18 protein-coding genes are annotated in these 21,820 nt (G+C 73.9%); 13 read left to right on the forward strand and 5 right to left on the reverse strand.

Translation table 11 applies throughout. From position 1 onward, the window contains the following. The first annotated feature begins 48 nt into the window (after nucleotides 1–48). Entirely contained in the window at nucleotides 49–1,029 is a 981-nt protein-coding gene (locus AC07A4_RS19910) for a WD40 repeat domain-containing protein (protein ID WP_478600241.1), read from the forward strand. Nucleotides 1,030–1,208: 179 nt separating this feature from the next. Here AC07A4_RS19910 and AC07A4_RS19915 read toward each other — a convergent pair whose 3' ends face one another. Further along, a complete protein-coding gene (locus tag AC07A4_RS19915; RefSeq protein ID WP_478600244.1) occupies nucleotides 1,209–2,039 on the reverse strand; it encodes a TetR/AcrR family transcriptional regulator in 831 nt (276 codons plus the stop codon). A 118-nt stretch (nucleotides 2,040–2,157) separates the two neighbouring features. Between AC07A4_RS19915 and AC07A4_RS19920 the strand changes: the two genes are divergently transcribed. Further along, nucleotides 2,158–3,189, forward strand: a complete 1,032-nt coding sequence (locus tag AC07A4_RS19920) for an ATP-binding cassette domain-containing protein (protein WP_478600247.1) — start codon at nucleotides 2,158–2,160, stop codon at nucleotides 3,187–3,189. Further along, nucleotides 3,186–4,028 (forward strand): ABC transporter permease, encoded by an 843-nt coding sequence (locus AC07A4_RS19925; RefSeq protein WP_478600249.1) that lies wholly within the window; start codon nucleotides 3,186–3,188, stop codon nucleotides 4,026–4,028. Before AC07A4_RS19920 ends, AC07A4_RS19925 begins: the two co-directional genes overlap by 4 nt. Nucleotides 4,029–4,102: 74 nt before the next feature. On the opposite strand, the gene serC is transcribed toward AC07A4_RS19925, so the two are convergent. Further along, complete coding sequence (gene serC / locus AC07A4_RS19930) at nucleotides 4,103–5,221, reverse strand: phosphoserine transaminase (protein WP_478600251.1); 1,119 nt, start codon at nucleotides 5,219–5,221, stop codon at nucleotides 4,103–4,105. Nucleotides 5,222–5,538: 317 nt separating this feature from the next. Here serC and AC07A4_RS19935 point away from each other — a divergent pair, with 317 nt between their 5' ends. Further along, entirely contained in the window at nucleotides 5,539–8,361 is a 2,823-nt protein-coding gene (locus AC07A4_RS19935; protein WP_478600254.1) for an FAD-binding and (Fe-S)-binding domain-containing protein, read from the forward strand. A gap of 227 nt (nucleotides 8,362–8,588) precedes the next feature. Beyond that, nucleotides 8,589–9,578, forward strand: coding sequence for an EamA family transporter (locus tag AC07A4_RS19940; RefSeq protein ID WP_478601038.1), 990 nt, complete (start codon nucleotides 8,589–8,591; stop codon nucleotides 9,576–9,578). Nucleotides 9,579–9,588: 10 nt separating this feature from the next. On the opposite strand, the gene yczE is transcribed toward AC07A4_RS19940, so the two are convergent. Beyond that, nucleotides 9,589–10,224 carry a membrane protein YczE gene (gene yczE, locus AC07A4_RS19945; RefSeq protein WP_478600257.1) on the reverse strand — a complete coding sequence of 212 codons (636 nt, stop codon included), beginning with the start codon at nucleotides 10,222–10,224 and terminating at the stop codon, nucleotides 9,589–9,591. A 61-nt stretch (nucleotides 10,225–10,285) separates the two neighbouring features. On the opposite strand from yczE, the gene yczR reads away from it, so the two are divergent. After that, the gene (gene yczR / locus AC07A4_RS19950) at nucleotides 10,286–11,710 is read left to right on the forward strand and encodes a MocR-like transcription factor YczR (RefSeq protein ID WP_478600259.1); all 1,425 of its coding nucleotides are present in this window, start codon (nucleotides 10,286–10,288) and stop codon (nucleotides 11,708–11,710) included. A gap of 40 nt (nucleotides 11,711–11,750) precedes the next feature. On the opposite strand, the gene AC07A4_RS19955 is transcribed toward yczR, so the two are convergent. Next, nucleotides 11,751–13,790 (reverse strand): hypothetical protein, encoded by a 2,040-nt coding sequence (locus AC07A4_RS19955; protein ID WP_478600261.1) that lies wholly within the window; start codon nucleotides 13,788–13,790, stop codon nucleotides 11,751–11,753. Continuing rightward, nucleotides 13,787–14,185, reverse strand: a complete 399-nt coding sequence (locus AC07A4_RS19960) for a hypothetical protein (protein ID WP_478600264.1) — start codon at nucleotides 14,183–14,185, stop codon at nucleotides 13,787–13,789. Before AC07A4_RS19960 ends, AC07A4_RS19955 begins: the two co-directional genes overlap by 4 nt. Before the next feature lie 246 nt (nucleotides 14,186–14,431). Between AC07A4_RS19960 and AC07A4_RS19965 the strand changes: the two genes are divergently transcribed. The 7 genes from AC07A4_RS19965 to AC07A4_RS19995 all read left to right on the forward strand — a co-directional run bounded on the left by AC07A4_RS19965 (nucleotide 14,432) and on the right by AC07A4_RS19995 (nucleotide 21,815). Beyond that, nucleotides 14,432–15,376 (forward strand): AraC-like ligand-binding domain-containing protein, encoded by a 945-nt coding sequence (locus AC07A4_RS19965; protein ID WP_478600266.1) that lies wholly within the window; start codon nucleotides 14,432–14,434, stop codon nucleotides 15,374–15,376. Nucleotides 15,377–15,442: 66 nt separating this feature from the next. Next, nucleotides 15,443–16,654, forward strand: coding sequence for a helix-turn-helix domain-containing protein (locus tag AC07A4_RS19970; protein ID WP_478600268.1), 1,212 nt, complete (start codon nucleotides 15,443–15,445; stop codon nucleotides 16,652–16,654). 94 nt (nucleotides 16,655–16,748) lie between these two features. Continuing rightward, entirely contained in the window at nucleotides 16,749–17,231 is a 483-nt protein-coding gene (locus AC07A4_RS19975) for a recombinase family protein (protein ID WP_478600271.1), read from the forward strand. Continuing rightward, on the forward strand, nucleotides 17,228–17,536 hold the full coding sequence (locus AC07A4_RS19980; RefSeq protein WP_478600273.1) for a DUF7848 domain-containing protein: 309 nt from the start codon (nucleotides 17,228–17,230) through the stop codon (nucleotides 17,534–17,536). Before AC07A4_RS19975 ends, AC07A4_RS19980 begins: the two co-directional genes overlap by 4 nt. Before the next feature lie 88 nt (nucleotides 17,537–17,624). Continuing rightward, nucleotides 17,625–18,419: a TIGR03084 family metal-binding protein gene (locus AC07A4_RS19985; RefSeq protein WP_478600276.1), complete on the forward strand. Its 795-nt coding sequence runs from the start codon at nucleotides 17,625–17,627 to the stop codon at nucleotides 18,417–18,419. Beyond that, complete coding sequence (locus AC07A4_RS19990) at nucleotides 18,416–20,122, forward strand: acyclic terpene utilization AtuA family protein (protein WP_478600278.1); 1,707 nt, start codon at nucleotides 18,416–18,418, stop codon at nucleotides 20,120–20,122. The genes AC07A4_RS19985 and AC07A4_RS19990 overlap by 4 nt, the downstream gene beginning before the upstream one ends. Before the next feature lie 94 nt (nucleotides 20,123–20,216). Then, a complete protein-coding gene (locus AC07A4_RS19995) occupies nucleotides 20,217–21,815 on the forward strand; it encodes an acyl-CoA carboxylase subunit beta (RefSeq protein ID WP_478600281.1) in 1,599 nt (532 codons plus the stop codon). Nucleotides 21,816–21,820 lie beyond the last annotated feature (5 nt).

Here is a 21,820-nt window from a genome sequence, read left to right on the forward strand (position 1 = left end):
TGAGCCTTGACACCTGGCCTCGGGCGGCGGGGTGGCAGGCTTGGGGACATGCGTTCTTCGAGGGTGTGCGCGGCCGGGGCCGCGGCGGCGGTGGCGGTCTTCGTGGCGGTCGGCGGCCCGGCCAGGGCCGCCGACAAGCCGGGCAACGACAGCTTCACCATCAAGGACCCGCGGATCGCCGAGTCCAGCGGCCTGGTCGCGTCCCGCGCCCACCCCGGCGTCTACTGGACCCACAACGACCAGGACAACGGCGCCTACCTCTACGCCGTCGACAGCCGGACCGGCAAGACCGTCGCCAGGATCACCCTGACGGGCGTCGGCAAGCCGCGCGACGTCGAGGCGATCTCCATGGGTCCCAATGGCCATCTGTACGTCGGCGACATCGGCGACAACTTCCACGGCAAGTGGTCCTTCGTGTGGGTCTACGAACTGCCCGAGCCCAAGGAGCTCAAGGACCAGACGATCCGCGCGAAGCAGTACGTCGTGAAGTACTCCGACGGGCCGCGCGACGCCGAGGCGCTGATGGTCCACCCCAAGACCGGGCGGGTCTACATCGCCGACAAGCAGGAGGACGGCGGCTCCCTGTACGAGGGCCCGGCCCGGCTCTCCGCCTCCGGCACCAACGTCTTCCGGCGGGTGGCGAGCACCGACCTGTGGGTCACCGACGGCGCCTTCTCGCCCGACGGCCGCCAGCTCGCCCTGCGCGGCTACTTCGGCGGCGTCTCGTACTCCTGGAAGGGCGGCGGGAAGATCAAGCGCGAGGGGCGGCTGAGCGTGCCGCTCCAGCGGCAGGGCGAGTCCGTCGCGTACAGCCCCGACGGCTCCCGGCTGATGTACGGCACGGAGGGCCTGGAGAGTGACGTCGAGGCGCGCGAGGTGGAGGGCTCCGGGGGCGGCTCGTCCTCGGGCGGCGGCGGGGACGACGGCGAAGGGCCCGACGGGTTCACCGGCGGGGCGACCAAGGGCGCGCTCGTCCTGGGCGCGGTGGTGCTCGCCGTGGTGGGGCTGAAGCGGCTGTTCCGGCGCTAAGCGCTTCGCTGGATGTGCCGCGCCGTGCCGTCGGGCGCCTGCGGGTTCGTCGTGGCTGGTCGCGCCCACGCGGCGGAGCCGCATTTCGACACAGCCCCGCGCCCCTTCGGGGCGCTCCGCGCCGCAGCGGACTTCAGCGTGCCCGCTTTGGGGCAGCGGCGCGAGTGCGGGGCGGGGCGTCAGGGCGTGGCGCACGCGCCCGGCGCCGACCGGCCGTCGTGCGACGTCCGCGTCTCGCCCGTCGTCGGCGCCTTGCCCGCCGCCCCTTCGCGCTGCTCCACGAAGACGGCCAGTCCGTCCAGGATGCGCTGCAGGCCGAACTCGAAGTGGTCGAAGTCCGGGCCGAAGGCCTCCTCGGAGAGCCCGGCGATCAGCGGATAGCGGCCGCTCGCCATCACCCGCTCCAGGATCGGGCTCTGCGCCTCCCAGAACGCCTCCTGCGACAGTTTGGAGTCCTGCTCGGCCTCCGCCTCGTGCAGATGCGTCCGGGCGGCCCCGGACACATACCCCTCGACCATGATCAGCACTGAGATCAGCTCGGGGTCGCGCAGGCCGGTCGGCTTGATGCGGGCCAGGACCTTCTCCAGGCCGCCGACGGCGCTCGGGCCGAGCACGGGCCGCGACTGGTTGACGTGCAGCAGCCAGGGGTGGGCCCGGAAGCGCGCGAGGGTCTCGCGGGCGTAGGCCTCGACGGCCGCGCGCCAGCCGCCCTCGCGGGGGTACTCGTCGGGGCCCGGCGCCTGGACGTGATTGAGCATCAGGTCGAGCAGTTCGGCCTTGCCCGGCAGATACCGGTACAGCGACATCGTGCCGGTGCCGAGCTCCTGCGAAAGACGGCGCATGGAGACCGCGGCGATGCCCTCGGCGTCGGCGAGCCGCACCGCCGCCGTGACGATCCGCTCCAGCGTCAGGGCCGGTTTCGGGCCGCGCGTGGGGCGCTCGCCGTCGCCCCACATCAGTTCCAGGCTGCGCGTGACATCGCCGCTGCCGCTGGTCTCCGTGGTCGCCATGGATCTCACGATAGGCCCTCCGAGCAGCGCTTGACTGAAACTGGGTACGGCGTACTCTTTATTGGGTACGGTGTACTCAGCAAGGGTCCGGCGAGGCGGAACGGGTGGTGGAGGGGCGATGGACGCGAGGAGCGAGGCGGCGCGCGGGGCAGCGCACGGGGAGTGCGCGGTGCTGGCCCGCGGCCTGGAGAAGCGGTACGGCGACAAGAAGGCACTCGACGGCTTCGACCTGGCCGTCGAGCGCGGCACGGTCCACGGCCTGCTCGGGCCGAACGGCGCGGGCAAGACGACGGCCGTGCGCATCCTGGCCACGCTGGTCCGCCTCGACGGCGGCCGCGCCGAGGTCGGCGGCGCGGACGTGGTGAGGGACGCGGCGGCGGTCCGCGCCCGCATCGGTCTCACCGGTCAGTACGCGGCCGTGGACGAGATCCTCACCGGCCGGCAGAACCTGGAGATGTTCGGCCGCCTCTTCCACCTCGGCGCCCGGCGCGCCGCGTCCCGCGCGGGGGAACTGCTCGAACGGTTCGGCCTGGAGGCCGCCGCCGACAAGGGCGCGGGGCAGTACAGCGGCGGCATGCGGCGCCGCCTCGACCTGGCCGCGTCCATGATCCTCGCGCCGTCCGTGCTCTTCCTCGACGAGCCGACCACCGGCCTCGACCCGCGCAGCCGCAGCGAAGTCTGGGACTCCGTCCGTGACTTGGTGGCCGACGGCACCACCGTGCTGCTGACCACGCAGTATCTGGAGGAGGCCGACCGGCTCGCCTCCCGCGTCACCGTCATCGACCAGGGCCGCGCCATCGCCGACGACACCCCCGACGGCCTGAAGGCCACCATCGGCGGCAGCCACGTCGAGGTCGTCGTCGCCGAGGCCGCCGACCTGCCCGCCGCCGTGAAGGCCCTGGCCCGGGTCGCCGTCGGCGAACCGGAGTCCGTCGACGCCGAGCGCCGCGTGCGGGCCGCCGTCACCGACCGGCTCGGCGCCCTCACGGACGTCGCCCGCACCCTGCGCGAGGAGGGCGTCGCCGTCGAGGACATCGGCCTTCGGCGCCCGAGCCTGGACGACGTGTTCCTGAAGCTGACGGGCGGCACGGCCCGTACGACCCACGACACCACCACGGCCCCCGGCCGGGAAGCGAAGGCGGCGGCATGAGCGAGACACTGACGCGCGGGGCGTCCCTGGGCGCGGGCCCCGAGCGCGGGCGCGCCTACTGGGCGGTGGCCGACACCCTGAACGTGGCCCGGCGCTATCTCACCCACTTCCAGCGCCAGCCCGTCCTGATCGCCTGGCAGTTGGGCTTCCCCATCATCAGCGTGCTCCTGTACGGCTTCGTCTTCGGCGAGGCCATGAAGGTGCCCGGCGGGGAAGGCGACTACAAGGACTTCCTGATGCCGGGGATGTTCGTGATGACGATGGCCTTCGGCTTCATGAACACCGCGATGGGCGTCGTCACCGACGCGCGCAAGGGCGTGATCGACCGCTTCCGGTCCATGCCGATGGCGCCCTCGGCCGTCGCCGCCGGGCGCGGCGTCGCCGACCTCGTCGTGGCCTGCGCCGAGCTGACGATCCTCGCGCTCACGGCCGTCGCCATCGGCTGGCGCCCCGACAACGGCGCGGGCAATGCCGTGGCGGCCTTCGGCCTGCTCCTTCTCCTGCGCTTCAGCCTGATCTGGGTGGGCGTGTGGCTCGGCCTCGTGGTGCCGACGCCGGAGGCCGCGGGCGGTCTGTACGCGGTCGCCTTCCCGCTCACGATGATCTCCAGCGTGTTCGTGGCGCCCTCCCTGATGCCCAACTGGCTCGCGCCCGTCGCCGCGTGGAACCCGGTGTCGTCCACGGGCACGGCCGCGCGCGAGCTCTTCGGCAACCCCGGGGCGGGCGGCGCCAGTTGGATCGAGCAGAACGCCGTCCTGATGGCGGTGGTGTGGCCGCTGGTGGTCGCCGCGGTGTTTCTGCCGCTTGCGGTGCGTAAGTATCAGGCGCTCAGTCGCTGAGCGCTGGCTGCCGATGTACGACCGGGGCCCGGTGCGTGGTGTCGCACCGGGCCCCGTCGTCGTGTCCGTACGGACTAGAGCTTTTCGATCACGTAGTCCACGCAGCGCGTGAGCGCCTCGACGTCCGCCGGGTCGATGGCCGGGAACATCGCCACGCGCAGCTGGTTGCGGCCCAGCTTGCGGTACGGCTCCGTGTCCACGATCCCGTTCGCGCGCAGCGCCTTCGCCACCGCCGCGGCGTCCACCTCGTCCGCGAAGTCGATCGTGCCGATCACCTGGGAGCGCTTGGCCGGGTCCGCGACGAACGGGGTCGCGTACTTCGACTCCTCCGCCCAGCCGTACAGGGCGCGGGCGGAGGTGGCGGTGCGGCGCACCGACCAGTCGAGGCCGCCCTGGCCGTTGATCCAGTCCAGCTGCTCGCCGAGCAGGAAGAGCGTGGCGAGCGCCGGGGTGTTGTACGTCTGGTTCTTGCGGGAGTTGTCGATCGCCGTGGGCAGGCTGAAGAACTCCGGCACGTGGCGCCCTGAGGCGTGCACCCGCTCGGCCCGCTCGATCGCGGCCGGGGAGAACACGCCGAGCCACAGGCCGCCGTCGGACGCGAAGGACTTCTGCGGCGCGAAGTAGTACACGTCGGTCTCGGCGATGTCGACCGGCAGGCCGCCCGCGCCGGACGTGGCGTCCACCAGGACCAGGGAGCCGTCGTCGGCGCCCGCGACCCGCTGGATCGGCGCGGCCACGCCGGTCGAGGTCTCGTTGTGGGTGAACGCGTAGACGTCCACGCCCTGTTCGGCCACGGCCTCGGGGTGCGTGCCCGGGTCCGCGGCGATGACGGTGGGCTCCGCGAGCCACGGGGCCAGCTTCGCCGCCTTCGCGAACTTCGAGGAGAACTCGCCGAACGTCAGGTGCTGCGACTTGTTCTCGATCAACCCGTGCGTCGCGATGTCCCAGAACGCGGTGGAGCCGCCGTTGCCGAGCACCACCTCGTAGCCGTCGGGCAGCTGGAACAGCTCGCGCACGCCGTCGCGCACGCGGCCCACCAGGTTCTTCACCGGGGCCTGGCGGTGGGACGTGCCGAGCAGCGATGTGCCCGTGGCGGCCAGCGCCTCAAGGGCCTGCGTCCGCACCTTGGAGGGACCCGCGCCGAAGCGTCCGTCGGCGGGCTTGATGTCTGCGGGGATCTGGATCTCAGCCACGTCCGGAGCGTAGCTGTCTTTGCGGGGCGACGGGTGGGCCCGTCCACCCCGCGAGACGTTCTGTCCGGGGGTGGGTTCTCGGGTGCGGGTGCGTGGGTGGTTTCCCGCCGCTACCGCGGCGGGTGTCTCCCACCCGCCCCACCCGTGCGCCCCTGGGCTGCGAAACGGGGGGCTCGACGCGTGGCGCTGCGGGTGGGTGCGATTTCCGCCGTACCCGCTGTGGGCAGCTGGTCCGCCCAGAGGGCGGAACGGGTGGGCACAGCCCGAAGCCGCCGGGCAACTGTTACGCAAGGGGGCAGCCGGGCAGGCTCACCCCCATGAGCAAGGGTGAGGAACTGGTGCGGGCCCTGCGCCGTGAGGTGCGCGGCGCGGTGGACGGGTCGCCCGCCGCGCGGGCGCTGGTCACGATGGACGCCTCCAACTACCGGCGGATCCCCACGGCGGTGGTCGCCCCGCGCGACGCGGCCGACGTGGCCGCCGCGCTGGCGGTCTGCCGCACCCACGACGCCCCCGTCGTCGCCCGGGGCGCGGGCACCTCCATCGCCGGGCAGGCGACCGGCACGGGCGTCGTCCTGGACTTCACCGCGCACCTGAACGGGCTCGTGGAGCTCGACCCGGAGTCCAGGACGGCCCGCGTCCAGCCGGGCCTGGTGCTCGACGCCCTGCGCGCCGCCGCGGCCCCGCACGGGCTCACCTTCGGCCCGGACCCCTCCACACACAGCCGCTGCACCCTCGGCGGCATGATCGGCAACAACTCCTGCGGCGCGCACTCGGTGGCCTGGGGCACCACGGCCGACAACGTCCGGGAGCTGTCCGTCGTCCGCGGCGACGGCACCGCCGTCACCCTCGCCCCCGGCGCCTGGGACGCCGCCCCCACCGGCCTGCGCCCCCTCGTCGACGGCGCCCTCGCCCGCCTGCGCACCGGCTTCCCCGACCTGCCACGGCGCATCTCCGGCTATGCCTTGGACGCCCTGCTCCCGGAGCGCGGCGCCGACCTCGCGCGCTTCTTCTGCGGCAGCGAGGGCACCCTCGGCCTCGTCACGGAGGCCACGGTCCGCCTGGTGGAGGCGCCGGGCGCGCGGGCGCTCGCCGTGCTCGGGTACGCCGACGAGAGCGCGGCGGCGGAAGCGGCCGCCGGGCTCCTCGCGCACCGGCCGCTCACCGTCGAGGGCATGGCCGCCGACCTCGTGCGCGACGCGGAGGGGCTGCCCAAGGGCGGCGCCTGGCTGTTCGTGGAGACGGGCGGCGCCACACCGGGGGAGGCCAGGGCCCGCGCCGACGCGGTCGTGCGGGCCGCCGACTGCGCGGACGCCGTCGTCGTCACCGAACCGGCGGTGCGGCGAGCCCTGTGGCGGGTCCGCGAGGACGCCGCCGGGACGGCGACGCGGATGCCGGACGGCAGCGAGGCCTGGCCCGGCTGGGAGGACTGCGCGGTGCCGCCCGCCCGGCTCGGCCCGTATCTGCGGGACTTCCGCGCGCTGCTCGCCGAGCACGGCCTGCGCGGCACCCCGTACGGGCACTTCGGCGACGGCTGCATCCACGTACGCATCGACTTCGACCTGCTCACGCCGCCCGGCGTCGCCCGGTTCCGGCGGTTCTCCGAGGACCTCGCCGACCTCGTCGTCGCGCACGGCGGCTCCCTGTCCGGCGAGCACGGCGACGGGCAGGCCCGCGCGGAGCTGCTGCCGAAGATGTACGGGCCCGAGCTCGTGCGGCTCTTCGAGCGCGTGAAGGACCTCTGGGACCCCGCCGGGGTCCTCAACCCGGGCATGCTGGTCCGCCCCGCGCCCCTGGACGCGAACCTGCGCTTCGCCGTCCTGCCCCTCGAACCCGTCGGCCCCCCGGACACGGCCTTCGGCTATCCGCACGACGGCGGTGACTTCGCCGCCGCCGTGCGCCGCTGCGTGGGAGTCGCCAAGTGCCGTACGACGGAACCGGCGTCCGGCGGCGGCGTCATGTGCCCGTCCTTCCGCGCCACCGGCGAGGAGCGGCACTCCACGCGCGGGCGCGCCCGGCTGCTGCACGAGATGCTCGCCGGGGACGTCGTCACCGAAGGCTGGCGCTCGCCCGAGGTCCGGGACGCCCTCGACCTGTGCCTGTCCTGCAAGGGCTGCCGGTCCGACTGCCCCGTGGGCGTCGACATGGCCACGTACAAGGCGGAGTTCCTGCACCAGCACTACGCGGGGCGGCTCAGGCCCGCCGCGCACTACGCCATGGGCTCGCTGCCCCGCTGGCTGCGCGCGGTCGCCGCGCTCCGCGCCGCCCGGCTCGTCAACGCCCTGGCCGCCGTGGGTCCGCTCGCGGCCCTCGCCAAGCGACTCGGCGGCCTGGAGCCGCGGCGCGCGCTGCCGCGCGTGGCCCCGCGCACGTTCCGGGCGCAGTGGCGTCGCCAGCGGGCCGCGCCGGGGTCCGGGCCCTCGGTCGTCCTGTGGCCCGACACCTTCACCGACCACCTCGCCCCGTCCGTCGCCCGCGCCGCCGTCGCCGTCCTGGAGGCCGCAGGGCTCACGGTGCGGCTGCCGCCGGACGGCGTGTGCTGCGGTCTCACGTACGTCTCGACGGGACGGCTCGACCGGGCCCGTGCCGTCCAGCGCCGCACCCTGGAGCGGATGCGGCCGCTCCTGGAGGCGGGGGTGTCCGTCGTCGTCCTCGAACCGAGCTGCGCGGCGGCCCTGAAGACGGACCTGGTGGAGCTCGTCGGCGCCGCCGACCCCCACGCGCGCGTGCTCGCCGACTCCGTCCGCACCTTCGCGCAGGCCCTGGAGGAGCTCGCCCCCGACTGGCGGCCCCCGCGCCTTGACCGCCCGGTCGTCGGTCAGACCCACTGCCACCAGCACGCGGTCCTCGGCGACGCGGCCGAGCGCCGCCTGCGCGAGCGGGCGGGCCTGACCGGTGACCTCAGCGGCGGCTGCTGCGGTCTCGCGGGCAACTTCGGCTTCGAGAAGGGCCACTGGGAGGTGTCCACGGCCTGCGCGGCGGAGCAGCTGCTTCCGTCGGTGCGCGCGGCTCCCGAGGGCGCGGCCGTCCTCGCGGACGGGTTCTCCTGCCGCACCCAGCTGGAGCAGCTCGGCGGCGTCCGCGCACGCCATCTGGCCGAGCTGCTCGCGGCGGCGCTGCCGGACGCGCGGGGCGCCGGCTAGCCCGCCCCTCGGCCGGGAATGCGTTTCCCAACCCCAAGTGAGTGCATTACCTTGGACGGAGTAGTGCAAGAGGCTGGACTGTGAGGCGCGGTCCGGCAGCGGTGGGAAGGCACGGCGTGAACATCTCGGGTACGAAGCGGGCGACGGGCCAGGCGGGAGCCGGTGGCAGCGGTGGCAGCGGTGGCTCCGGCGGGCGGGGCGGTTCGGTGACCGGGGCGGAGGCCGCCCTGGAAGCCCCGGCCACCGTCGCGCAGCCCGAGGTCGCGGGGGCGGCCGAGCGGGCGGGTGCGGACGGGGCGTCCGCCGGGGCCGCCGGAGGGCGGCGGGCCGCTCTCGCGCCCGTGGGGCTCGTGCTCGCGGGGTGCGTCTCCGTGCAGTTCGGCGGCGCCATCGCGGTCAGCCTGATGCCCCGCGCGGGCGCGCTCGGCGTCGTCACGCTGCGGCTCGTGTTCGCCGCCCTCGTCCTCCTCGTCGTCTGCCGCCCCCGCCTGCGCGGCCACTCGCGCGCCGACTGGGGCACCGTCTTCGCCTTCGCCGTCGCCCTCGCCGCGATGAACGGCCTCTTCTACCAGGCTGTCGCCCGCATCCCCCTCGGCCCCGCCGTCACCCTCGAAGTCCTCGGCCCGCTGGCCCTGTCCGTCCTCGCCTCCCGCCGCCTGGTGAACGTCGTCTGGGCCGGGCTCGCCCTCTGCGGTGTGTTCCTGCTCGGCGGGGGCGGCGGCCTCGGCGGCCTCGACAAGGTCGGCGTCGCCTACGCGCTCGGCGCGGGCGCCATGTGGGCGGCGTACATCGTCTTCAGCGCCCGCACAGGCCGCCGCTTCCCGCAGGCCGACGGGCTCGCCCTGGCCATGGGCGTCGCGGCCGTGCTCGTCCTGCCGCTCGGGATCGTCGAGTCCGGATCGAAGCTGCTCGTGCCCAGCACGCTGGGCTTCGCCGCCGCCGTCGCGGTCCTTTCGTCCGTCCTGCCCTACACCCTCGAACTCCTCGCCCTGCGCCGCCTGCCCGCCTCCACCTTCGCGGTCATGATGAGCCTGGAACCGGCCATCGCCGCCTGCGCCGGGTTCCTCATCCTCGACCAGGGCCTGTCCACGGTCGAGGCGCTCGCGATCGCCCTGGTCATCGGGGCGAGCATGGGCGCGGTACGGACGCAGGTGGGGCGGGGGAAGGCGAAGGGGGTGCCGTCGGCGCCCGTACCGCCACCCGCGTGCGGTCCCTGACCCGGCGCCGTCACGAAGCGGGCGGGTGGACCGTGACGCGGGGCAGGAAGCAGCCGACGAGGGGTCCCATGCACAGGGCGACGAGCACCGTTCCCACGCCGACGGTGCCGCCGAGGAGCCAGCCGACGGCGGTGACGGTGACCTCGATGGCGGTGCGTACGACGGCGATGGGGCGGCCGGTGAGGCGTACGAGGCCGGTCATCAGGCCGTCGCGGGGCCCCGAACCGTACCCGGCACCCAGGTAGAGCGCGTCGAAGAAGGCGAGCGCCACGACGCCGACGCCGAGGTAGGCGCACCGGGCGGGCAGCCCCGACGGGTCGGGGAGCACCAGCGCGGTGGCGTCGGCGGCGAGGCCGACGACGAGGACGTTGAGGACCGTGCCCACGCCGGGGCGTTCCCGCAGCGGTATCCAGGCGAGCAGCACGGTAAGCGAGATCAGGTTGGTCGCCCAGCCGAAGGAGACGCCGAGGGCGGCGGCGGTCGCCTCGGTGAGGACGTTCCAGCTGGCGGGGCCGAGCCCGGCCGTGACGAGCAGCATCACGGAGGCGCCGTATCCGGCGAGGCCGATGAGGAGTTGGGGGACGCGGCGGGCGGTGCGACGGGGGCGGGGACGGGGACGGGGACGGGCGGTCGTGGAGTGGGCCATGGGGCCACCCTGCGAGCACACTGGCCATGGATTCCATGGCCAGATTGCCTACGCTGGCCGCATGAAGATCGCATCGCACGCGGTGGCGCGCATGCTGGGGGACTGGCGGCAGGGCCCGGGTCCGGCGCATCAGCGCCTCTCCGACCGGCTGCGGTCGCTGGTCCTCGACGGCCGCATCCCGCTGGCGGCGGCGGTGCCGAGCGAACGCGACCTGGCGGCCGCGCTCGGTACGAGCAGGACGACGGTGGGCGCCGCGTACCACACGCTGGTCGAGCACGGGTACCTGGTGACGCGGTCGAGGACGCGGGCGACGGTGCGGCTGCCGGGCGGGGCGCCGCCCGCGCGCGAGCCGGACGCGTGGCCGGACGGCGCCGGACCCGATGGCGCGGGCGACCTCCCCATCGACCTGTCCGTCGCCGCCCCGCCCGCACCCGGCGAGATCCTCCACGCCGCGTTCGCGACCGCGCTCGAACAACTGCCTAGGCACTACGAACGCCACGGCTACGACCGCCGGTACGGCACCGCCGACCTGCGCGAGGCCGTGGCCCACTGGTACCGGCGGCGCGGCCTGCCGACCGCGCCCGACCACATCCTGGTCACCAACGGCGCGCAGCACGCCCTCGCCCTCTTGGCCCGGACCCTCCTGACGCCGCGCGCCCGGGTCCTGGTCGACCACCCCACGTATCCGCACGCGATCCGGACGTTCACCGACGTACGGGCCCGCCTCGTGCCCGTCGCCCTGACGCCGAAGGGCTGGGACGCGGCCCAACTGCGCGCGGCGGCCCGCGAAGCCCAACTCGCCTACCTCATCCCTGACTTCCACAACCCGACGGGCCTGTGTATGCCCGCCGGAACCCGCCACGGGCTGCGCCTCGCCTGCCCCGTCATCACCGACGAGACCATGTCCGACCTGGCGCTGGACGGCCCGCCCCCGCAGCCGTACGCGGCGTACGCGCCGACCGCCGTCAGTGTCGGCTCGGTCGCCAAGAGCGTCTGGGGAGGCCTGCGCATCGGCTGGATCCGCGCGACCCCGGCCCTCCTGGAACGCGTGGCCCAGACCCGCCTCGCCACGGACCTCGGCACCCCCGTGGTCGAACAACTGGCCACGGCCCACCTCCTCAACGAGGGCCACACCCGCCGCCCCGCCACCCTCCACCAACTCCGCGCCCAGCGCGCGGCGTTGCACCAGGCGCTGGCCGAACGCCTCCCCGACGTCCACGCCCCGCACCCGACGGGCGGCGTCACCCTGTGGGCCACCTTCCCCACCCCCCTCAGCTCCCGCCTGGCCGCCATCGCCCCCGACCACGGCCTCACCCTCACCGCAGGCCCCCGCTTCGGCGTGGGCGGCGCCTTCGAACGCAACGTCCGCCTGCCCTACACCCTCCCGCCACCCCAACTGACCGAAGCCATCCGCCGACTAGCCGAAGCGCAACGAGCCCTCGGCCACGGCGCCACGGGGGCCCACGCTCCGGCGCTCACGGCGTGAGGCGGCGGCGCGGCGGCGAGGGCGCCGCCCTCGCCCGTCCTCACGGCCCCTGCTCACCCTGCCGCAGGAGGCGCTCCATCTCGTGGGCGAGATGGGTGCGTCGCCGAGCGAACCACTCCTCGCCCTCGGCCGCCATCGCCACCAGTACGCGCAGCGCCTTGGCAACCCCCGAGCAGCGCAGCTCCAGGTCACGCCATTCGGCCAGGTCGGCGCCGGACATCCGCCCCCCGGAGTCGATGACGATCCGCTCGCCCGCATCGGCCCCCAGGCGCAGGTCGAACTCCAGCCCGTGCACCCTGGGTTCCGCCGTGCCGGGCGCGGTGGAGCCGGGTGAGCGCAGCTCGGTCATGCGCACGGAAGTGATGGCGTTGTGCGGGAAGGCGCGGCGTGTCTCCACCCCGGTCTCCCCGGTGGCGAAGTCCAGGGGCCAGGTGCTCTGCCGCACGCTGCGCCTGGTCACCATGAACAGGCGGACCGTGTAGTGCCGGTAGCGGGTCGGGCAGCCGAGCACCCGCGCGCGGGGGCTGTCCTGGGCGCCCTCCAGGAGGAAGAGCGACTCCTGTACGTCCTCCGTCCGCAGCCCGTGCCCGTCGAGTGCTTCGAACCACAGCCGCTGCTGATCGCCATCGAGCCAGGCCGCCATATCCGAGTCCCGCGGACGTCTGAGCAGGATCTCCTGGTACGCGGCGAGGGCCCGCTGCTCGAAGGCGACGCGCTCCTGGAAGTCCTGGTCGCGGGCGGCCTGGTCCCTGCGCCCGCCGTCGAAGCGGAGCCCCAGGGCCACCGTGCCCCAGAGGGAACCGGCCAGCAGAAGCCAGATGCCGAGCGCGGCGACTGCCGCCGCCTGGAACATGGTGACCAGGGCCCACAGCGAACCGACGCCCAGGAGGCCCGCCGCCAGCAGGCAGAGCAGCCACTCGTGGAGCCGGACGCGCGACTCCCGCCGTGGGGCGAGGAGGGTGCCCGCGCTCCACCGCGCCACCAGGTCGCGGGCGTACGCGGACAACAGCCAGGACAGGCCCGCGGCGCTCCGGGTGCGGGGCGGGCAGTCGGCGGTGAGCCGCTCCGCGAGGGCGGCGCGCCGCGGCAGGGTCTCCCGCAGGAGCGTGTCCGACTCGCGCCTGGGCGCCAGACCCCGTACGAAGGCCACGAGGAACTGGCTGATCTCCTCGCGGAGCCGGTCGTCGACGGGCCCGTCCCCGCCCACCCCGTAGGGACCGGCGTCCGGCACCCGCGCGCGCTCGCGCCGCCACCGGATGCCGGGCGCCGTGCGCGTCAGCGCGTACCCGCCGACGCCCCAGAGCGGCAGGACGCCCAGCGCGGCCCCGACGCTGGCGGAGAACAGCACCCCCAGCGCGAGGACCACGCCCGCGGCGAGCCCCGTCAGGGCGACCGCGAGGCCGAACCGGAGCCCGGGCGCGGCCCGGTGAGGGACGGGCGGGCGGTGCAGCGGGAGGACCGGGTCCGGCAGGAAGAACAGCGGCACCCGCTCCTGGCGCTCCCCGGCCGTGCGGTCCTCCTTCAGCTTGGCGCGCAGCTTCCGCTCGGCCTCGCTGCTGTCCAGCTCTGTGAGGATCTTCCCGAGGTGTTTCCGTACCTCGGCCTGGGTCTCGTCCGGCAGCGTCTTCAGTTCCGCGCTGTCGAACGCGGACGTCGTGCCTGACCCCGTCCCGCCCTTGTCCGGCTGGGCGTTCAGGGCGCGGCGCAGGAGATCGATGACCACCGTGGCGGCCCGCGCCGCCGCCTGGGCCTCCTGGCCCTGTTCCCGGTGCGCCGCTTGGCGGCAGGAGACCAGGGCCTCCAGGTCGTTGTCGTCGAGTTCTCTGAGGCTGCGGCCGGTGACGACGGCGAGCATCCTGCGGAAGTGGATGTCGGGCGGCGGATGTTCGCCGCCCAGCGCGGCCGTGAGGAAGCGCTGCGCGTTCACCCCGTCGTGGGAGCGCAGATAGCGCAGGCCTTCCTCGTACTTCTGCTGGGGTGTGCGGCGGGGAGGGGCGTGCTGGTGGATGTGCACAGAACCGCGGTTGATTCCCTGAACTCCGACGGTGGTGAGGAGGTTCTCGTACCGCTGCTCGCTCATCCGATCCCCTGCGCGGCCGCGAGGGCGGCGCCGATCGCGGCCAGTACCCCCGTGAACCCGTCCGCGAGCCCGCGCAGTTGCCGTAGCGACCGGACGATCGTCGCCCGTGCCCCCTCCTCGTCGGGCCCCGTGGCCCTGGCCCGTACGGCCGCCTCGGCGGCCCGCTCGACCAGGGCCTCGGCATCGGCGTAGGAGTCAGGGTCGAGCTCTTCGCGGTTCCGCGCGGCGCGCAGTTCGTCGCGCACCACCCCGAGGAGCCGGTCCAGTGGCAGGGGCGCCTCGGCCGACGGCGATGAACAACCGCCGGAGAACTGGACCGATCCCTCGCTTATGCCCTGAACACCGACGTTCGAGCGGTCGTTGGTGAACGTCATCCTGGGCTGTTCTTCCGGCATGGACGGCTCCTTGTGCCTGCGGATCGTGTGCTGTCACCCGGGACGGAAGCGGGGCCCCGGCCCGGCCGTGCCCCCGGCTGGCTGTCCCTCGCTCCGCGAAGTCCCCCGGGGCCGGTGGAAACGCTAGGAGCACCAGGAGCAGGCGCCCACGCCGTAGCGCGCAGGCTTCTCACCGCTGAGCGCAGTCCTCGACCGGGCCGGTGGTGCTTCACTGGAGTCCGGTGCGGCTTGGCAGGAGGACCGGGTATGGAACGGAAGACCGAGCGGCCGTCCGCGCTGATGACGCGGACCGAGGAACTGCAGGACGCGGCGTCCACCCTGCTCCTGCCGCTCCAGGTGAAGGCCCCGCGCACGCGCCCCTTCCAGGCCAGCGTCGAGTCCGCCGAGGGCCGCCTGGTGCGCGTCGGCATCGTGCGGTCCACCCCGCACACGGTGCACCGGGGGCCGCGCGTCATGTCCTCGACCGACCCGGACCTGTTCAAGGTCACCCTGCACCGCCGTGGCAGCGCCGTCGTCAGCCAGGACGGCCCGCAGCGGAGCGTGGCCACCGGTGAACTGCTCGCCCTGGACACGCGCCGCGCCTACACGCTGGTCCTGCCCGACCCGTGCGAAGTGGTCGTCCTCGGCCTGCCCCGGGATCTCCTGGGCTGCCACGCCCGCACCCTGACCCGGCACAGCGGGGCCAGCGTTCCCATGGACGCGGGGGTACGAGGTCTCTGTGCCGCCATCCTGTCGGCGACCGGGGACCACCTCGACGGCCTCGTCGCCCCGCGTGTCGCTCCGTCCATGGCCGACGCGCTGACCGCGCTGCTGATCAGCGCCCTGGTCGACGTCCCGGCCGAGCGGGTCGAACTGCCCGGGCTCTGCCTCCTGGAACGGATCAGGGAGTACGCCCTGGCCAACATCGGCAACGCGAAGCTGAGGGGCGCGGACGTCGCCCGCGCTCACCACATCTCCCTGCGCCGCCTGCAACAGCTCTTCCAGGGCGAGGAACGCACCTTCCAGGCATGGCTGCGCCACGAGCGCCTTCGCCGCGTCTACCGCGACCTGAGCGACCCCGCCCTCCGCTCCCATGCGGCGTCGGCGATCGCGAGGAGCTGGGGCATCGACGACCCCGCTCACCTGTCCCGACGGCTGAAGAGGGAATTCGGCCGTACGGTCGCCGAGATCCGCCGGGACGGCCAAGGCTAGGACGGGGCTACGGCGACGGACTTACCATCGGACTACAGCAGCCTGAGCGAACGCACTGGGGTGACCGTGAGCAACTGGTCCGACCTGACGAACGGCAAGCGCATCAAGCACCTGCGGGGCTCCGACCTGACGCAGCAGGGCCTCGCCGATGCCGCGGGGCTCTCCCTCGCGCTGGTGCAGAAGGCCGAGCAGGACAGGGGTGAGTTGTCGGTCGGCTCGCTGCTCAAGCTCGCGCACGCGCTGCACACGGATGTGTCGGTGATCTTGGGGCAGCAGGCGCCGCGACGGGGTATGGACCAGGGCGACCGTGCCGCCCTGCGGCAACTCTCCGATGCCGTGCACGAGAGCGCCCTCGGCGAGTGGGCGGGCATCGAGGACCCGAGCACCGTCGCCGACCTGGCCGAAGCTCGCAATCGTGCGTGGGCGGCCTATTGGGCGAGCGACACGACGAAGGTGAGCGGTTACGCCTCGAAGGTCCTCATGGAAGGGCAGGTGCGGTACGCCAGCGCCACAGGCAGCGAGCGCGAGCAGCTCGGCTCCATCCTGGCCAGCACCTACCGCGTGGCCGCGTCGTGCTCGAACGGGTTCGGGCAGCGAGACCTCGCGCTGAGCGCGCTCACGTCGGCGAAGCACCTGGCCAAGGACGTCGACGATCCCGTGATGACGGCGCTGTTGGAGTCCACGCTGTCATGGATCTACCTGCGCGGCGCCAAGTTGCCCCGTGCCGTGGCCGTGGCCGAGCGCGCGGCACTGGCCATCGAGCCGTCGTTCAGCAGCGGGAACCGCCCGCAACTCCTCGCGTACGGACGCCTGATGATCTCCGCCGCCGTGGCCGCGTCGAGGCGCGAGGACGAGAGCGCGGCTGACGACTTCATTTCCCAGGCGCACGCCGCGGCGGCACGCCTCGGCCGGGACGAGAAGCTGTACGGAACCAACTTCGGCCCAACAGCGGCCAAAACCGAGGCTGTGGGGATTCACGTCGCGCTGAGGAACTACGGCCGCGCCCTCCAGCTCGCCAGCCAACCCGACATGAGGAAACTCCCCCAGTCCATGTCGAAGGTCGCCCGCAACCGCTACAAACTCGACGTCGCCCTCGCCCAGTGCGCGGCCGGGCTCCACGACCAGGCCGGAGACACGCTGATCGAGGTGGGCCTCGACGCCCCGGAGTGGGTCCGGCACCAGGCGCTGCCCGGTGTGATCGGCAAGCGCCTGGCGAAGGTCTCCACGGCGCGCGTGCGGACCATCAGCGATCTGATCGGCGTACCTCTGATCGCGTAGGCCCTACGGAGCGTACGAGTTGAGGCCTGACAACCTCGCGCGGTCGCACGCCTCATCACTTCACTGTGTGTGATCACCCGGGCACGCTGTCCGCATGGCCGGTATCGAGAGCGAACCACGCGAACCACAGAGGCACCGTCGGACCGAAGGCGAGCTGCGGCGGCGGCAGGCCCTCGCCGACGCGGCGGCGGGCGTCACGCCGGGTGCGGCCGGCGTACCGGCTCGGGTCGCGCGGATAGAGCGGTTCCGCTGTGTGATCTACCTGTGCGGTGCCGCCCGCACGAACATCGCCGCGCCCCGCAAGGAGTGCGTGGAGTACGCGGAGGCGTTCGGGTGGGAGATCACGGACGTGATCGAGGAGCGCGCCGGACTCCTTCCGCCGCACGGGCGTGAGGGGCTCGGGCGGGCCATCGGGCGCGTCACGTCCGGCGAGGCGGGCGCGGTGCTCACGGCGTGGCGCTCGATGATCTCGCCGGTCGCGCAGGAGTACGACGAGGTCGCGCGCGAGGTCGAGAAGGCGGGGGGCTTCCTGCACGTCATGGACGCGGCGGGCGGCGGGCAGGAGGCGGCGCGGTGACCCGGCGCGTGTTCCGGTACGTCCCGTTCGCGATCGAGCAGGACCGGACGGCGGAACCGGAGTACGAGGCCCGGTGCGTGTCCGGCGACGAAGCGGACTGCGGCGCGCGATCCGGCACGCACGGCGCCCCCGGCCCCGTGGAGGAGTGGCAGCGCAAGCACACGCAGGACACCGGCCACCGCCGCTACCGGCGGAGCTTCGGTGACTACGCGGTCCTGCGGCCCCTGGCGGACGGAGCGGACGGAGCGGCAACGACAGATTCCGCCGCCCGCCCGACTTCGCGCACACCCCTCGCCCTGGGCTGACCGTCAGAAAATAACCAAGCACGCTTGCTTGTTTCCGTGACCGCTGCCATGCTCCCAGGCACACCGCCCTGCCCGAGGGGAGCGCACCGTGTCCGATGTCGCCGCCGTACTCGACGACTTGCGTGCCGAGAGTGATGAACTCGACGAGCTGGTACGGGACTTGGAGGGCGGGGCGTGGGCGCGGTCCACGCCCGCGCCCGGCTGGTCCATCGCCCACCAGATCGCCCACCTCGCCTGGACCGACCGCGCCGCGCTGCTCGCCGCGACCGACGCCGACGCGTTCGCGGCGGGGGCCGCCGAGGCCCTGAAGACGCCGGACACGTTCGTCGACGACGGCGCGCGCGAAGGCGCCGCGCTTGCGCCCGCCGAGCTGCTCGGCCGGTGGCGGGAGGGCCGTGACCAGCTCCAGCGGGTACTGCGGGCGGCCCCGCCGGGAACCCGGTATCCCTGGTACGGCCCGCCCATGTCGCCCGCAGCCGTCGCCACCGGGCGGCTGATGGAGACCTGGGCGCACGGTCAGGACGTCGCCGACACCCTCGGTGTGGTCCGGGTCCCCAGCGCCCGCCTTCGGCACGTCGTCCGCATCGGCGTGCGGGCCCGGGACTACGCCTTCGCCGCACGCGGACTCGCCGCCCCCGAAGGGGAGTTCCGCGTCGAGCTGGCCGCGCCCGACGGCTCGCTGTGGGCGTACGGACCCGAAGGCGCCGCCCAGCGCGTCACGGGCCCCGCGCTCGACTTCTGCCTGCTCGTCACCCAGCGCGCCCACCGCGACGACCTCGCCCTGCGCGCCGAAGGCCCGGACGCCCACCGGTGGCTGGACATCGCCCAGGCCTTCGCGGGACCGCCCGGCAAGGGGCGCGCCCCCAAGGGCGGGCGCCGGTGACCGCGCCCCTGCGCGTCGGCAACGCCTCCGGCTTCTACGGCGACCGCTTCGACGCCGTCCGCGAGATGCTGACCCAAGGCCCCCTCGACGTCCTCACCGGCGACTACCTCGCCGAACTCACCATGCTCATCCTCGCCAGGGACCGGCTGAAGGACCCCGCGCGCGGGTACGCGAAGACGTTCCTCGCGCAGCTGGAGGAGTGCCTCGGCGAAGCCCTCGACCGGGGCGTCCGCGTCGTCACCAACGCGGGCGGCCTGAACCCGGCGGGCCTCGCCGACGCCGTGCGGCGGCTCGCCGGCCGGCTCGGCCTGCCCGCGCGCGTCGCCCACGTCGAGGGCGACGACCTCACCGGACGCCACCCCGGCGCCCTCGCCGCCCACGCCTACCTCGGCGGCTTCGGCATCACCGAGGCGCTCCGCGCGGGCGCGGACGTCGTGGTCACCGGGCGCGTCACCGACGCCGCCCTCGTCACCGGGCCCGCCGCCGCCCACTTCGGGTGGGGCCCGGACGCGTACGACGCGCTCGCGGGCGCCGTCGTCGCCGGGCACGTCCTGGAGTGCGGCACGCAGGCCACCGGCGGCAACTACGCCTTCTTCACCGAACTCACGCGGCACGACAAGGACGCGCTGCGCCGCCCCGGCTTCCCGCTCGCCGAGATCCACGCCGACGGCACCAGCGTCATCACCAAGCACGACGGCACCGGCGGCGTCGTGGACGTCGGCACGGTAACCGCGCAACTCCTGTACGAGACGGGCGGCGCGCGGTACGCGGGACCCGATGTCACCGCCCGCCTCGACTCCGTACGCCTGACGCAGGAAGGCCCTGACCGCGTCCGCGTCCACGGCGTGCGCGGCGAGGCGCCGCCGCCCACTCTGAAGGTCGGGCTCAACCGGCTCGGCGGGTACCGCAACGAGGTCGTGTTCGTGCTCACCGGCCTCGACGTCGACGCCAAGGCCGCCCTGGTCCGCGCCCAGATCGAGGACGCCCTCGACGCGGCCGCGTCCCGCCCGGCGGACGTGCGCTGGGAGCTGGCCCGCACCGACAGGCCCGACGCGGACACCGAGGAGACCGCGAGTGCCCTGCTCCGGCTCGTCGTGCGCGACCCGGACCCGGACGCCGTGGGCCGCGCCCTCAGCGGCGCCGCCGTCGAACTCGCCCTCGGCAGCTACCCCGGCTTCCACGTGACGGCCCCGCCCGGCAAGGGCGCCCCCTACGGCGTGTTCGAGGCGGCCCACGCCGACCAGGCGTCGGTCGCGCACACCGCCGTGCTGCACGACGGGCGCCGCGTGGAGATCCCGCCGCCCGCCCGGACCCAGGCGCTCGCCCCCTGCGAACCACCGCCGCTCCCTCCGCCGTTGCCGTACGAAGGACCCACCCGGCGCGCCCCCCTCGGCCTCATCGCCGGGGCCAGGAGCGGCGACAAAGGCGGCGACGCGAACGTGGGGGTGTGGGCCCGCACGGACGAGGCGTGGCGGTGGCTGGCCCACCGCCTGACGGCCGACGCGTTCAAGGACCTGATCCCCGAGAGCCGCGAGCTGACCGTCGTCCGGCACCTCCTGCCCCACCTGCGCGCCCTCAACTTCACCGTCGAAGGCGTCCTCGGCCAGGGCGTCGCCGCGCGTGCCCGCTTCGACCCGCAGGCCAAGGCCCTCGGCGAATGGCTCCGCTCCCGCCACCTGGACATCCCGGAGGCCCTGTTGTGACGTACCCGGACCTATCGAGGTCTCGCCGTCGTGGCCCATCCGGGCCCTCCGGAGGCTCCGCCGTGACGCACCCGCACCCCCCGGAGGCCGCCCCGTGACCGTCCTCTCCTCGGCCTTGGACACCTCCGGGCCCGACTACGCCGCCCACCGCGCCGCCATGCTCGCCAAACTTGACGAGCTGGCTGCGGAGCAGGCGAAGGCGCTCCAAGGCGGCGGCGAGAAGTACGTCGAGCGCCACCGGCGGCGCGGCAAGCTCCTCGCCCGGGAGCGGGTCGAGCTGCTCCTCGACCCGGACACGCCGTTCCTGGAGCTGTCGCCGCTCGCGGCCTGGGGCAGTGAGTACCCCGTCGGCGCCTCCATGGTCACCGGCATCGGCGTCGTCGAGGGCGTCGAGTGCCTGATCACCGCCAACGACCCGACCGTGCGCGGCGGCGCCTCCAACCCCTGGACGCTGAAGAAGGCCTTCCGCGCGCACGAGATCGGGCACGCCAACCGGCTGCCCTCGATCCACCTGGTGGAGTCCGGGGGCGCCGACCTGCCCTCGCAGAAGGAGATCTTCATCCCGGGCGGCGCCCTCTTCAAACACCTCACCCAGTCCTCGGCCGCCGGGGTCCCCACGATCGCCGTCGTCTTCGGCAACTCCACGGCGGGCGGCGCCTACGTGCCCGGCATGTGCGACCACGTGATCATGGTCAAGGAGCGCGCGAAGGTATTCCTCGGCGGCCCGCCGCTGGTGAAGATGGCGACCGGCGAGGAGAGCGACGACGAGTCCCTCGGCGGCGCCGAGATGCACGCCCGCACCTCGGGCCTCGCCGACTACCTCGCGCAGGACGAGCGCGACGCGCTGCGCCAGACGCGCCGGGTCGTCGCCCGCCTCAACTGGCGCAAGGCGTACGCCGATCCGGTCCCGGGGGAGCCGCCCAAGTACGACGTCGACGAACTCCTCGGCGTCGTCCCCGGCGATCTGCGCACCCCCTTCGACCCGCACGAGGTCATCGCCCGCATCGTCGACGGCTCCGACTTCGACGCGTTCAAACCGCTGTACGGGACCTCGCTCACCACCGGCTGGGCCCGCCTGCACGGCTATCCGATCGGTGTCCTCGCCAACGCCCAAGGCGTGCTGTTCTCCGCCGAGTCGCAGAAGGCCGCCCAGTTCATCCAGCTCGCCAACCAGCGCGACATCCCCCTGCTGTTCCTGCACAACACCACCGGCTACATGGTCGGCAAGGAGTACGAGCAGGGCGGCATCATCAAGCACGGCTCGATGATGATCAACGCGGTGAGCAACTCGCGGGTCCCGCACCTGTCGGTGCTCATGGGCGCCTCGTACGGGGCCGGGCACTACGGCATGTGCGGCCGCGCCTACGACCCGCGCTTCCTGTTCGCCTGGCCCAGCGCCAAGTCGGCCGTCATGGGCCCGCAGCAGCTCGCGGGCGTCCTGTCCATCGTGGCCCGGCAGTCGGCGGCGGCCAAGGGAGCGCCGTACGACGAAGAGGCCGACGCGGCCCTGCGCGCCATGGTGGAGCAACAGATCGAGGCGGAGTCGCTGCCGATGTTCCTCTCCGGGCGGCTGTACGACGACGGCGTCATCGACCCGCGCGACACCCGCACCGTCCTCGGCATCTGCCTGTCCGCCCTGCACACAGCCCCCTACGAAGGCGCACGCGGCGGCTTCGGCGTCTTCCGGATGTGAGGCCC

The organism is Streptomyces sp. NPDC043996, assembly GCF_056435225.1.

Bases quoted from the DNA above. Each gene is read 5' to 3' on its own strand.
- AC07A4_RS19910 (WP_478600241.1), top strand. From the start codon at position 49: ATGCGTTCTTCGAGGGTGTGCGCGGCCGGGGCCGCGGCGGCGGTGGCG.
- AC07A4_RS19915 (WP_478600244.1), bottom strand. From the start codon at position 2,039: ATGGCGACCACGGAGACCAGCGGCAGCGGCGATGTCACGCGCAGCCTG.
- AC07A4_RS19920 (WP_478600247.1), top strand. From the start codon at position 2,158: ATGGACGCGAGGAGCGAGGCGGCGCGCGGGGCAGCGCACGGGGAGTGC.
- AC07A4_RS19925 (WP_478600249.1), top strand. From the start codon at position 3,186: ATGAGCGAGACACTGACGCGCGGGGCGTCCCTGGGCGCGGGCCCCGAG.
- AC07A4_RS19935 (WP_478600254.1), top strand. From the start codon at position 5,539: ATGAGCAAGGGTGAGGAACTGGTGCGGGCCCTGCGCCGTGAGGTGCGC.
- yczE (WP_478600257.1), bottom strand. From the start codon at position 10,224: ATGGCCCACTCCACGACCGCCCGTCCCCGTCCCCGTCCCCGCCCCCGT.
- yczR (WP_478600259.1), top strand. From the start codon at position 10,286: ATGAAGATCGCATCGCACGCGGTGGCGCGCATGCTGGGGGACTGGCGG.
- AC07A4_RS19955 (WP_478600261.1), bottom strand. From the start codon at position 13,790: ATGAGCGAGCAGCGGTACGAGAACCTCCTCACCACCGTCGGAGTTCAG.
- AC07A4_RS19960 (WP_478600264.1), bottom strand. From the start codon at position 14,185: ATGCCGGAAGAACAGCCCAGGATGACGTTCACCAACGACCGCTCGAAC.
- AC07A4_RS19965 (WP_478600266.1), top strand. From the start codon at position 14,432: ATGGAACGGAAGACCGAGCGGCCGTCCGCGCTGATGACGCGGACCGAG.
- AC07A4_RS19975 (WP_478600271.1), top strand. From the start codon at position 16,749: ATGGCCGGTATCGAGAGCGAACCACGCGAACCACAGAGGCACCGTCGG.